Below are 12,755 nucleotides of genomic sequence, written 5' to 3'. Positions count from 1 at the left end.
CGCGGGCTTGCGGCTCAGATCAGGCCGAGGCTGCGGAAGCTCGCATGGCCGTCTCGGCCGACGATGATGTGGTCGTGAATGGCGATGCCGAGCGGCTTGGCGATGTCGACGAGCTCGCGGGTCATCCGCATGTCGGCCCCGGAGGGCGTCGGGTCGCCCGAGGGGTGGTTGTGGACGAGGATGATCGCCGAAGCCGAAAGTTCCAGCGCCCTGCGCATTACCTCGCGCGGATAGACCGGCGTGTGGTCGACCGTGCCGGTCTGCTGCACCTCGTCGGCGATCAGCGCGTTCTTCTTGTCGAGGAACAGGATGCGGAACTGCTCGCGCTCGGCGAAGGCCATCGCCATCCGGCAATAGTCGAGCACCGAGGACCAGGAGGAGAGGACGGTGCGCTTGGCGACGGCGCCCTTGGCCATGCGCTTCAGAGCGGCTTCGACGATCTTGAGATCGAGCGCCACGCCCTCGCCGACGCCCTTGGCCTCAGTCAACCGTGAGGCGGGAGCAGCCAAAACCTCGGCGAAGGAGCCGAAGCGCTGGATCAGCTCCTTGGCGAGCGGCTTGACGTCGCGCTGGGGGATCGAGCGGAAGAGCAGCAGCTCCAGCAGTTCGTAGTCGGGCAGCGCATCGGCGCCTGCCTCCTGGAAGCGGGCGCGCAGGCGGTCGCGATGGCCGTGGTAATGCGGCGCCGGGGCCTGGGCCGTGGAGGCCGTTGGGGCAGCGGATTCTGCGAACAGTCCAGCGGGCGAGGGTGCTTTGCGCGATCCCTTGCCCTGGCGCTCGCTCATTTCGCCGCGAGCGGATTGTCGAGGCCACCTGGCGAGAGCGTGAAGATCTCGCAGCCCGTCTCGGTGACGCCGATCTGGTGCTCGAACTGGGCGGAGAGCGAACGGTCGCGCGTCACCGCGGTCCAGCCGTCGGAGAGCACTTTCACACCCGACTTGCCGAGATTGATCATCGGCTCGATGGTGAAGACCATGCCGGGCTTGAGCTCGATGCCTTCGCCGGGGCTGCCATAGTGCAGGATGTTCGGCGCGTCGTGGAAGAGCTGACCGATGCCGTGGCCGCAGAAATCGCGAACCACCGAGCAGCGCTCGGCCTCGGCATAGCGCTGGATGGCGAAGCCGATATCGCCGGTGGTGGCGCCGGCGCGCACCGCCTTGATGCCACGCAGCAGGCTCTCATAGGTGATCTCGACCAGGCGCTCGGCTTTCCGCGAGATATCGCCGACGCCGTACATGCGGCTGGAATCTCCGTGCCAGCCGTCGACGATCAGCGTGTAGTCGATGTTGAGGACATCACCCTCGCGCAGCGGCTTGTCGTCGGGGATGCCATGGCAGACGACATGGTTGATCGAGGTGCAGATCGACTTGGTGTAGCCGCGATAGAACAAGGTCGCCGGGTAGGCTCCGTTGTCCATGGCGAACTGGAAGGCGAGATCGTCGAGACGCTGGGTGGTGACGCCCGGCTTGACATAGGAGCCGAGCATGTCCAGCCCCGCCGCCGTCAGCCGGCCGGCCTTATGCATGGCCGCGAAGGCCTCGGGGCCATGAATCTTGATGGCAGGCTCGCGCGGACGCGAGCGGCCGATGGTGTCTTCGAATGTCATCGCGCGCGGAAAACTCCTCCCCCCTTATCTATTGCGTTTGGTGGGGCGCGCAAGCCGGTTGAGCGCGGGAGGCATGCGCAAGCCACGCGGCCGCGGTGGCGATGCCGTAAGGTTCGTTGCGAGCGAATGATTATTGCCTGGAGATTCGTGGAATTGTAACTTTTTTGAGGCAATTCGTTGCCTCGCCGTCGATCCGACCGGCTCGCTTACCTTTGGACATATGCAAGCGACTGTCTCCAGCCTGGCCGCCGATACTCCCGATCCGACGCTGAGCGCGCTCGATGCGCTGGTGCTCGATCTTGCGATGGCTCGCGGGCTCGACGAGGTCATGGCGGTGGTGCGCCGGAATGCGCGGGGACTGACCGGCGCAGACGGCATCAGCTTCGTCCTGCGCGAGAATGGCCGTTGCTACTATGCCGACGAGGACGCCATCACCCCGCTCTGGAAAGGCCAACGCTTCCCGATGGAAGCCTGCATTTCAGGCTGGGCCATGCAGCACGGCGAGGTCGTGGTCATCGAGGACATCTACGCAGACGATCGCATTCCCCATGCGGCCTATCGGCCTACCTTCGTGCGAAGCCTCGTGATGGTGCCGGTGAGGCAGGATGATCCGGTCGCCGCGATCGGCGCCTATTGGGCGCGCCGTCATCGTCCCCAGCCGGACGTGATCCGGGCCCTGCGGCGGATCGCCAACAGCGCGTCCGTCGCCATGACGAACATCGCGCTGGTGAACTCGCTTTCGGCCGCATTGGAGGAAGCGGAGCGGGCGAAGGATGCCATCATTCTGGCCATGGCGTCGCTGGCGGAGACGCGCGACAACGAGACGGCCAACCATGTCCGCCGCACGCAGTATTATTTGCGGGCACTCGCGGAGGGCGCCCGGGAGCGTGGCCTCTTCTCCGAGGAGCTGAACGACGCGACCCTGGAGCTGCTGTTCAAGTCCGCCCCGCTGCACGACATCGGCAAGGTCGGCATTCCCGACAGCATTCTGCTGAAACCCGGCAAGCTCGACGAGGAAGAGCGCGCGGTGATGCAGACGCATGCCGAGCTCGGACGCCTCGCCATCGCCAATGCCGAGCGCCATCTGGGCGCATCGAGCTCGTTTCTCCGGCTCGCCAAGGAAATCGCCTACACGCATCATGAGCGCTGGGACGGGGCCGGCTACCCGCAAGGTCTCGCCGGGCTGGCCATTCCGCTGGCGGGGCGGCTGATGGCGATTGCCGACGTCTATGACGCACTCGTCACGGAGCGAGTCTACAAGGCGGCGATGACGCATGATGAAGCGGTCGCAGTGGTCCTGAGTGAGCGCGGTCGGCAGTTCGATCCGCGGCTCGTCGACGTCTTCATCGCGATCGCGCCCCTGTTCGGCGAGATTCATTCGCGTTTCGCCGACGCGCGGTGACGTCTGGCGATTGTGTGTCCTGACGACTGGCGCCCCGGCGCCGCGAGGTGTATCAGGCTGGCCCGATGGCCATCATGATCGATCAATCCGCTGGCGAAGAGCGGCCGTACGGCGCCTTTGCCCCGAAAGCCTTTATCGGGCGCATCATCGCCTGGACGCGTGCTACCTCCGACAGCTTCCTGGGGCGCAAGCTCGCCCTTGCGCTGCGCAGCATCGCCCTGCGCGCGCTCGACGGCACTCCTGTCGACATCGAGGCGCTGGGCGCCAGGATGCGGCTCCATCCGAACGGCAATATCTGCGAGAAGCGTGTTCTGTTCACGCCGCAGAGCTTCGACGTGTCGGAGCGCGAGATGCTGGCGGCGCGGCTGCGCGAAGGCTTCACCTTCATCGATGTCGGCGCGAATGTCGGCGCCTATTCCTTGTTCGTGGCCTCGCAGGCGGGACGCGGCGCGCGCATCCTCGCGGTCGAGCCGCAGCCGGATATCTTCGCACGGCTCGCTTTCAACATCGCGCAGAACCCGTTCGGCACGATCAAGGCGGTGGCCTGTGCTCTGGCCGACAAGCCGGGCGAACTCACCCTGTTCATCGACCAGGCCAATCGCGGCGAGTCGAGCGTCCGCATCATCAATTCGAGCGCGGGAACCGCGCTGAAGGTGCCGGCGATGACGCTGCTCGCCCTGGTCCAGGGCGAGGGCTATGAGCGGATCGATGCGATCAAGCTCGATGTCGAGGGCGCGGAGGACATCATTCTCGAGCCCTTCCTGCGCGATGCGCCGGAGACGCTCTGGCCGGGCTTCATCATCATCGAGGATTCGCGCCAGCGCTGGCAGAGCGATCTTGTCGGCCTGCTGACGCGGAGCGGTTACGAACTCGTTTCGCAGACGCGGCTCAATCTCGCCTTCGAGCGCAAGCGCGCCTGAACCGAGGCCTTMGCGGTGCCGCCACAGCGCCGCGTCAATGTGCCTTCGATCGCCGCCCGCGCCACCGGGCCATGGGGCGGCGACCTATCTCATTTTCTGAGCATTGGATGCTCCGAAAGTGGGTACCGCTTTTCGGTCCGATGCCCTAGCTCTTGTGCTGAAAGCTAGGAGCGCCGCCATGACCGCCAGTGAAGCCAGTTCCTCCGCCGTCATGGTCACGGCCGCGATTCTCGTGATCGGCGACGAGATCCTCTCGGGGCGCACGAAGGACAAGAACATCGGCTATATCGCCGAGTACCTCACCAATATCGGCATCGAGCTGCGTGAGGTCCGGGTGGTGCCGGATGTGAAGGAGGAGATCGTCGCGGCGCTCAACGCCCTGCGGGGGCGCTACAGCTATGTCTTCACCACCGGCGGCATCGGGCCGACCCATGACGACATCACGGCGGATTCCGTCGCGGCCGCTTTCGGCGTCGCCATCGACTACGATCCGCGCGCGGTCGCCATGCTGTCGGAGCGCTTCTCACCGGCCGAACTCAACGAGGCGCGCATGCGGATGGCCCGGATCCCGGCCGGCGCCGAGCTGATCGCCAACGCGATCTCGAAGGCGCCGGGCTTCAATATCGGGAATGTCTATGTGATGGCCGGCGTTCCGGCGATCATGCAGGCGATGCTGGACGTTGTGGCGCCGACTTTGCGGACAGGGACGAAGATCCTCTCCGATACGGTCCGCGCCGGCTTGCGCGAGGGCGATATCGGCGGCCCGCTGGCGGAGATCGCCAAGGCTCATCCGGCGGTCTCTATCGGTTCCTATCCGTTCTGGTCTGAGATCGGGCCCGACACGAACATCGTCGTGCGGTCGCGCGAAGCAGGCAAGCTCGAGGCCGCGATGGCCGAGGTGAAGGCTATGATTGATGTTGAAAAATTAAAATACAAAGTAACATAAATAACTGATGCGATCTTTGCGCTTATAATACAATTCATCTCTTTTTTCTTGCGGGAGAACGGTACGGAAACGCCTTGTGTCGTCCTGATTATTGCTTTGATGTAATATCTTTTCGGGCGAATATTTCTTTGTTTCGTGATTTGTGAGGTGATGAGCCGGGTATACATCATTCATAAACCGGTGGCTGTCATGATTCTGCAGTAGTCGAAAAGAATTCGGCTCATGTCGCTGCGTTTTCGCGTAGCGGGCGTTCGATAACGGCTTTCATGACGGCGCTGGCCCGAGACGAAGCCTGATGCGCTGGGCCGCGCCAAAAGGGGGATATCGATGTCGCTCTTTTCCGGCCTATTCTCGAACAAGCACACGGCGGCCCAGCTCGCGGCGATCAACCGATCGCAAGCCGTCATCGAATTCGACATCGACGGGAAGATACTCGGCGCGAATGAGAATTTCCTGACCACGATGGGCTACGCGCTGGCGGAGATCAAAGGTCAGCATCACAGCATGTTCGTGACGCAGGAAGAAAAGACCAGCGCGAGATACAGGCAGTTCTGGACCGATCTCGGACGAGGTGAGTTTTCGCGTGKCCAATACCTTCGTGTCGGCAAGGGCGGCAAAGAAATCTGGATTCAGGCGAGCTACAACCCGATCATGGGCGCGGGCGGCAAGCTGGTCGGGGTGATCAAATACGCTTTCGATATCACCGAACAGAAGAACCGCCTGGCCGATCTCGAAGGGCAGCGTGCCGCGATCGACAAGGCGCAGGCCGTCATCGAGTTCGACCTCACCGGCAAGATCCTGCATGCGAACGAGAATTTCCTGAATGTTCTCGGCTATGAGCTCGCGCAGATCGTCGGACAGCACCACCGCATGTTCGTCGATCCCGCCGAGCGGGAGTCGCCAGCCTATCGCAACTTCTGGGAGCGCCTGAGCAGGGGCGAGTACGATGCCGGGCAGTATCGGCGCATCGGCAAGGGTGGCAGAGAGGTCTGGATCCAGGCGAGCTACAACCCGATCCTCGATGCGCAGGGGCGGCCCTACAAGGTCGTGAAGTTCGCCACCGACATCACGGCCACCTTCAAGGGCAAGCAGCTCGAGGCCGCCGTGAAGGAGACGAGTGAGGTCATCGCGCGCGCCAAGAACAAGGACCTGACCGGCCGCGTGCCGCTGGAAGGCAAGAACGGGGAGGTCGCGACGCTCTGCAACGGCGTCAACGATCTGCTCGACACGCTGGCTGAGGTGGTCGGCTCGGTGCGCGAGATTTCCGCCCGTATCGATGGGGCCTCGCTGAAGATCACATCCGACAGCCAGCAATTGGCGGAGCGCACGGAGGCCAATGCTTCGAGCCTGCAGCAGACGGCGGCGACGACTGAGGAGCTCGCGGCTTCGGTCAAGCACAGTGCAGGCAATTCGAAGATGGCGGTGCAGCTTGGCAATGAGGCGAGCGAGGTCGCCGCGCGGGGCGGAGCCATCKTCACCGAGGCGGTGGAGGCGATGGGCAGGATCGAGCAGGCGTCGTCCGGCATCTCCGAGATCATCTCGATGATCGACGAAATCGCCTTCCAGACGAACCTGCTGGCGCTCAATGCGGCCGTAGAAGCGGCCCGCGCCGGCGATGCCGGACGCGGCTTCGCGGTGGTCGCGACCGAGGTGCGCGCGCTCGCCGCCCGCTGCAGCGAGTCGGCCAATGGCGTCAAGGCGTTGATCGCGAACTCCGCGCAGCAGATTCAAGCCGGCGTCGGTCTCGTCAAGGATGCCGGCTCGACGCTGCGCGAGATCGTCGATGCGGCCTCGAAGGTCGCCTCCACCGTCAGCGAGATCTCGCAGGCGACGACCGAGCAGGCGAACGGCATCGACGAGATGGCGCGCACCGTCGCGCATATGGACGAGATCACGCAGCAGAATTCGCTGCTCGCAGAGCAGAGCGCCCGTGTTGCCCGCGATCTCCAGCAGGAGACCGAGCAACTGAGCACGATGGCTTCGTCCTTCCGGCTCGGAAGCGAGCACGCGCGCCCGGCGCTGCAACCCGTCCGCGCTGCGGCGCCGGCGCTGCGCGCCGTGCCGTCGGTGGCGCCGATCCCGCGCGGCCGAAAGGTGGCATCCGGCGGCGGAGCGGATGGCTGGGCCGAGTTTTGAGGCGGATTCGCCGGTCCCGGCTGGGGATGTTCGGTACGTCCCTCTTGTCAGGCGCGCGCTGATAGGGTTTTCCGACAGGAAACGGCGCCGCGGGCGCCGCCACCTGTCCGGAGTGCAGCGCCATGGCCGAACCGTCCTCGAACAAGGCTTTCCCGGTTTCCTGGGATCAGTTCCACCGCGATGCCCGCGCGCTCGCCTGGCGCCTCGCGGAGAAGGGGCCCTTCGAGGCCATGGTCTGCATCACCCGCGGCGGGCTGGTGCCGGCGGCAATCATCTGCCGCGAGCTGGGCCTTCGCATGATCGAGACGGTGTGCGTCGCCAGCTATCACGACTACAGGAACCAGTCCGAGCTCAGGGTGCTCAAGGACATCGCGCCGAACATCAAGGCGATCGGCGACGGCAAGGGCAAGGGCGTGCTGGTGGTCGACGATCTGACCGACACGGGCAAGACGGCGCGCGTCGTGCGCGAGATGCTGCCGAACGCGCATTTCGCCACGGTCTATGCCAAGCCGGCCGGCGTGCCGACGGTCGACACCTTCGTCACCGAGGTCAGCCAGGATACGTGGATCTACTTCCCCTGGGATATGGCTCTCACCTATGTCGAGCCGATCGCCAAGGGGCACCAGGGCTGAGATGCCGTCCCGTCGCTCAGCCGACTGACGGCGAGCGGAAGGCGACCAGCATCCCCGTCACAACCACGGCCATGCCGACGAGCTCTGTCGGCGTGGGCGTTTCCGCCAGCAGCAGGGCGCTGGAACTCGCGGTCACGACCGGCACCAGCGGCAGGAACAGCGTCGCCTTCGCGGCGCCAAGCGTCGCCACCGTGCGGGCGTAGAGATAGAGTGCGACCACGCCGACGAGCACGCCCTGATAAAGCGCTTGCAGCAGCAGCTCGGCGAGGGGTGCCCGCGCCATGTGGATGGGCAGCGCCAGCGCGACCAACACGAGCAGCGGCACCGAAAGCAGGCATGAGGCTGCGGTGACCTCGATCGAGCTTGCGCCCCAGCGCCTGGCCAGCAGCCCGAAGATCGACCACAGGCAGGCGATCAGCACGAAGAGCAGATCGCCGATCCAGGCGTCCGGCCGCGACGGGGTCGTCGTCAACGCGTCGCGCGAGAAGATGCCGATGCCGAGCACGATGATGCCGAGCCCGGCGAGACGCATGCGCCCGGCGCGCTCGCCGGTGACGAGGAAGACGAGCAGGGCGGTGAAGACCGGGATCAGGCCGGGCGAGATGATCGAGGAGTGCAGGGCCGGCGCGAAATGGGCGCCGCCAACCAGCAGCAGGCTGTAAAGCGGGCCGACCAGCAGCGCCATGATCCACGCGCGCCGCCAGCCGAGCGAGCCGACCGGGAAGGGGCGCATATGCTTCAGCGCCCAGGGCAGCAATACGGCTCCGGCCGAGACGAAGCGAAGGATCGTGACGTCTGCCGGTGTCAGGTCGATCAGCATGGCGTGCCGGGAGACGACTGATTGCACACCCCATATCAGCGAGGTCAGCAGCCCGCAGAGGATGCCGAGCCATTGCGCGCGGGTAGTCATGTCGAGGCGGCCTTGCGAATTCGGGGGCGGTGCGCGGTGCGCACGGTGCGGTCGCTATGCCGTTGGGCAGAGGGCCCCGCAATGGCGCCAGGCGCAGCCCGCCCCGGCGTCCCGCCTATGCCGCGCGCATGTCGCCGGCCAACGGCGGCATCTGGACCAGTGGCAACAGGCGGGAATCCTCGATGGCGGCGAGACGGTGCCCATAGCCGGAGAGGTAGCCTTCATGGCTGGCGAAGGCGAGAAAGTTCTGCACGGAGGACTGCCGGACCAGCATAGCGCGATCCCAGCGCTCGCCTTCCGGGCCGATGAAGAACGGACCGCCTTCGCCGATGAAGAGCAGCTTACCGCCGCTGGCCTCCAGATAGGGCTCGGAATGCGCGATGTAGCGCTCGAAGGCCTGCGCGCCGCTGATCGGCTCGTCCGGCGCGAGCTGCGGCGTGGCGGCATAGTCCGCGATCTCCCGAAGGCGCAGGAGATTGAGCATCACGACCTCGCCGGCGATGCTGCGCCTGAAGAGGTCGCGGCCGGATTCCCAGCTCGGGGGCGAGATAGGCGGTCATGGCTGCGCCTCCGGATCGGCCGGGCCTGCCCGCAGCTTCTCGGCATAGGCGCGGATATCGGCGGGCCATGCCCGGCTGTGCGTGGCGAAGCCTTCGTCATTGCCGGCGAAGAGGGCGCGCGTGGCTTCCTCGAAGCCCTCGCGGTTGCCCGCCATGGCAGAGATGAAGGCGTAGGCCGCGGCCTGCGCCGCGCGGGCCTGGCCGCGCCCGCCATCGTTCTTGCGGGCTTCGTCGACAAGGCGCCGCAGGACCTGGGAAGCGCCGCCGGGTTGGAGCGCCAGCCAGTCCCAATGCCGTGGCAGCAACGTGACCTCGCGAGCGACCACGCCGAGCTTGGGCCTGCCCCGTCCGCGCGGCGCCTCGGTGCCCTCTGCTTCCGGCGCAGTCTGTGAGGCCTTGCCGGGCTGGGGCGCAAGCCGTCCGACGATCTCGGCATCGCTGCCGCGCAGGTCGAGATCGACGACCTTTCCGGTCGCGTCGTCGAAGACCAGGATCGCGGCCTCCGGGTGGGATGCCAGTGCCGCCTTCACGGCCAGCGCGACGGCAGGCAGCTGGCCACTGGCGATGCAGGTGGTGTCCTGGAAGGCGGTGCAGGGGGGCGAATTGGCGGACATCGGTGCTCCTCGATTGAAAAGTCTATTACCCGGGTAATTTTACTGAAGCAATATGATCCGGGTAAAATTTATCTGACGCGGCCATTCGCTTCCGGCTTGCGGCTGCGATCGTCCGATGCTGCAATGCAGCACGACCCGGCTAAGCTCATGAAGCCGGGCGGGACGTGGGAGGAGCGGTCATGGCCATGACGATCGCGAAGGAAAGCCATTCAGCTCCCGCTATCGAGGCGCTCTCGCAGGAGTTGCTGGGCCGGATCGAGGAGGCACGGCGCGATTCCCGCGACGACCCCTTCGGCAACCCGGTGCTGCGGGTCACGCTCTGGCTGACCCGGCTGATGGACCGCAACGAACTGACCGTGGAAGGCGCAGGCGAACTGGTTCGCCAGCTCGGGCGGCAGGCTCTGCGGCAGCGGGCCGTGCGCGTCGCCCGCTATGTCGGGCTCGACAAGGATGAAGCGGCTGTGTTCTCCGGGCTTGCGGAGGGAGCGGCCGGTGCGGCGGCGTCCTTTGACGATTTCCGGCAGGCCGTGGAGCGGGCGCGCTTTGCCGCCGTCTTCACCGCGCATCCGACCTTCGGCATGGCGCGCCGGCTCTGCCATGCGCTCGCCGATCTCGCCTCCGGCGGTACTGCGGGGGAGGCGGTTGTCGGAGAGGCCGATCTGAGCTTCCGCCCCGATGGCCGAATCACGCTGCAGGACGAGTTCGAGCAGGCGCGCTATGCCGTGCGCCATGCGCGCGATGCCCTCGACCGGCTGAACGCGGCGTACTTTGCCGTCGCCCGCGAGCGCTGGCCGGAACGCTGGACCGAACTCGCGCCGAAGCCGATCACGCTCGCGTCCTGGGTCGGTTGCGACACGGACGGGCGCACCGATATCGGCTGGTGGGACACGCTGCGATACCGGCTCGAATCGAAGAGCGGGCAGTTCGCGCGCATCCTCGAAAAGCTGCCGCGCGTGCCGGCCGCAGAAGTCGTCCGTGCCCTGGTGAGCGCGGCGCTGGCGGCAGTGGAGCGCCAGCTCGCGCTGGCGCCGCCGATCGGCACGCAGCCTTCGCTGCAGGCCCTGCAGGCCTTTGCGCTGTCGCTGGTGCATGAACGCGAGACCGCACTGCCGGAAGCCTCCCGGTTGATCGAGGCGCTCGACGGAGCCCTTGCCGACGCTGCGGACGACGAGACAAGGCTCGCACTTGCGCAGATCCGGGCCGGCTGCCTCGCCCATGGCGTCTCGATCGCGCTGCCGCATTTCCGGCTCAACGCCTCGCAGCTTCACAATGCGTTGCGCTCGGTCATTTCGCTGGAGGAGGAGCCGGGCGAGCCGGCGCAGCGGCGCGCCTTCCTCGCAGCCGCCAACACCGAACTCGGCAAGGTCGAGCCGGTTGCCGTCGATTTCGGGGCGCTGGCGGCCGAGCGCGCCTCTGCCGCGCGGATGATGATGACGATCGCGCAGATCGTGAAGCATGTCGACGGCACCAGGCCGGTGCGTTTCCTGATCGCGGAAACCGAGAGCGGCTACACGCTGCTCTGCGCGCTCTGGCTCGCCAGCCGTTTCGGCATCGCCGACAGGGTCGAGATTTCGCCGCTGTTCGAGACCTCGGACGCGCTGGAGCAGGGGCCGCGCATCATCGACGAGGCGTTGCGCAGCCCGCATTTCCGCGACTATCTCAAGCGCCATGGGCGGCTGTGCATCCAGTTCGGCTATTCCGATTCCGGGCGCTATATCGGGCAGGTCGCCTCGACCTTTTGGGTCGAGCGTTTGCGCATCCGCATCGCCGAGCTACTCGCGCGCTACGAGCTCGCGGATGTCGAGCTCGTCATCTTCGATACCCATGGCGAATCGGTCGGCCGCGGCGCCCATCCGGACAGCCTGTCGGATCGGCTGGCCTATCTCGATCCGGCCTATGCGCGGCGGGCCTTCGCGCAAGCCGGCATCAGGACGGTGCGCGAGACCAGCTTCCAGGGGAGCGATGGGTATCTGTTGTTCGGCACGCCGCAACTCGCAGGGGCAACCGTCGGCCGGATCGCCGAGGCGGTCTTCGCGCCGGCGCAGGCGGTGGACGACCCGATCTACGACGAACCGGATTTCGCCAGCGAGTTCTTCCAGACCGTGCGCGAGGAGATGAACGCGCTGGTCGACGACCCCGGCTATGCGGCGCTGATCGGCACATTTGGCCCCTCGCTGCTCGACAAGACCGGCTCGCGCCCGGCCGCGCGGCAATCGGAAGGGGCGGGGCCGACGCACATCCGCCATCCGCGCGAACTGCGCGCCATCCCCAACAACGCCATCCTCCAACAGCTCGGCTGGATGGCGAACAGCATGCATGGCGTCGGCCACGCCGCCTCGCGCTCGCCGGATCTTTTCCGCGCCATGCGCGAGCGCTCGGAGCGTTTCGACCGCGCCTATCGCCTCGCCGCCTATGCGATCGGCCATAGCGACCTTGACGTACTCAGAGCCTATCTCGACTCGCTCGATCCCGGCAGCTGGTTCGACCGGGCGCGCCGGACGGTGCGGGAAGGGCGGCGCGAAGAATTGCTGGCGGTGGCGGAGGCAATGTCGCGGCTGGAGCTCGCACCGGCGCTGCGCCGCCTGTTCTGGCGGCTGTCGGCGGATGCGCTGAAACTCAAGGTGGCGGCGGAAGACGCCCCGCAGATGCCGGTGCGGCTCGCGGCGCTGCACGCTCTCAGGCTCGCGGCGATGCATCGGATCTGGCTCGCCTGCGCCCATATCCCGGATTTCCGGCCGCATGCGGGGCTGACGCGCGAGGCGCTGATCGAGCGGCTGCTGCGCCTCGATGTGCCGGCCTGTCTCGCCTTCCTGGCCGAGATCTTCCCACGCGATCCCGACCCGACCATCGGCCTCGATTTCGGCGAGCCGCCGGGCCCGCGCGAGGGCGGCACCTATGAAGCCCTGCATCGCGACGTGTTCGCGCCGATGCTGGCGTTGTTCGAGCTGATCCGCGAGATTTCCGGCGCGATCCAGCACGAGATTGGGGCGTTCGGGTAGGGCTGCCGCCCCGTCATTCTCGGGCGGGGC

At 66.3% G+C, this 12,755-nt stretch carries 11 protein-coding genes; 6 read left to right on the top strand and 5 right to left on the bottom strand.

Features of this window, described 5'->3' with window-relative positions; genetic code table 11:
* Nucleotides 1-14 precede the first annotated feature (14 nt).
* Entirely contained in the window at nt 15-785 is a 771-nt protein-coding gene (gene radC / locus AC1DE3_RS00610) for a RadC family protein (protein ID WP_476779249.1), read from the bottom strand.
* Nucleotides 782-1,606: a type I methionyl aminopeptidase gene (gene map / locus AC1DE3_RS00605; RefSeq protein ID WP_441512959.1), complete on the bottom strand. Its 825-nt coding sequence runs from the start codon at nt 1,604-1,606 to the stop codon at nt 782-784. Before map ends, radC begins: the two co-directional genes overlap by 4 nt.
* A 220-nt stretch (nt 1,607-1,826) precedes the next feature.
* Between map and AC1DE3_RS00600 the strand changes: the two genes are divergently transcribed.
* From AC1DE3_RS00600 to gpt, 5 genes are all read left to right on the top strand, one after another.
* A complete protein-coding gene (locus AC1DE3_RS00600) occupies nt 1,827-3,008 on the top strand; it encodes a GAF and HD-GYP domain-containing protein (protein WP_476779251.1) in 1,182 nt (393 codons plus the stop codon).
* 74 nt (nt 3,009-3,082) lie between these two features.
* Nucleotides 3,083-3,928 (top strand): FkbM family methyltransferase, encoded by an 846-nt coding sequence (locus tag AC1DE3_RS00595; RefSeq protein ID WP_441512957.1) that lies wholly within the window; start codon nt 3,083-3,085, stop codon nt 3,926-3,928.
* A 178-nt stretch (nt 3,929-4,106) separates the two neighbouring features.
* Nucleotides 4,107-4,874: a competence/damage-inducible protein A gene (locus tag AC1DE3_RS00590; protein WP_476779252.1), complete on the top strand. Its 768-nt coding sequence runs from the start codon at nt 4,107-4,109 to the stop codon at nt 4,872-4,874.
* 327 nt (nt 4,875-5,201) lie between these two features.
* Nucleotides 5,202-7,010 carry a methyl-accepting chemotaxis protein gene (locus tag AC1DE3_RS00585; RefSeq protein ID WP_476851901.1) on the top strand — a complete coding sequence of 603 codons (1,809 nt, stop codon included), beginning with the start codon at nt 5,202-5,204 and terminating at the stop codon, nt 7,008-7,010.
* A 122-nt stretch (nt 7,011-7,132) separates the two neighbouring features.
* On the top strand, nt 7,133-7,642 hold the full coding sequence (gpt, locus tag AC1DE3_RS00580) for a xanthine phosphoribosyltransferase (protein WP_441471690.1): 510 nt from the start codon (nt 7,133-7,135) through the stop codon (nt 7,640-7,642).
* A 16-nt stretch (nt 7,643-7,658) separates the two neighbouring features.
* Here gpt and AC1DE3_RS00575 read toward each other — a convergent pair whose 3' ends face one another.
* From AC1DE3_RS00575 to AC1DE3_RS00565, 3 genes are all read right to left on the bottom strand, one after another.
* On the bottom strand, nt 7,659-8,552 hold the full coding sequence (locus tag AC1DE3_RS00575) for a DMT family transporter (RefSeq protein WP_476851900.1): 894 nt from the start codon (nt 8,550-8,552) through the stop codon (nt 7,659-7,661).
* A gap of 115 nt (nt 8,553-8,667) precedes the next feature.
* Nucleotides 8,668-9,036, bottom strand: coding sequence for a DUF1330 domain-containing protein (locus tag AC1DE3_RS00570; RefSeq protein ID WP_476851899.1), 369 nt, complete (start codon nt 9,034-9,036; stop codon nt 8,668-8,670).
* Between the two features lie 72 nt (nt 9,037-9,108).
* A complete protein-coding gene (locus AC1DE3_RS00565; protein ID WP_476779256.1) occupies nt 9,109-9,726 on the bottom strand; it encodes a DUF2239 family protein in 618 nt (205 codons plus the stop codon).
* Between the two features lie 179 nt (nt 9,727-9,905).
* On the opposite strand from AC1DE3_RS00565, the gene AC1DE3_RS00560 reads away from it, so the two are divergent.
* Nucleotides 9,906-12,725, top strand: a complete 2,820-nt coding sequence (locus AC1DE3_RS00560) for a phosphoenolpyruvate carboxylase (RefSeq protein ID WP_476851898.1) — start codon at nt 9,906-9,908, stop codon at nt 12,723-12,725.
* Nucleotides 12,726-12,755 lie beyond the last annotated feature (30 nt).

It is taken from the genome of Allobosea sp. 10L417 (assembly GCF_056395485.1).
Note: the sequence above shows the minus strand (reverse complement) of the source record. Positions and strands in the feature narration are given on the sequence as shown.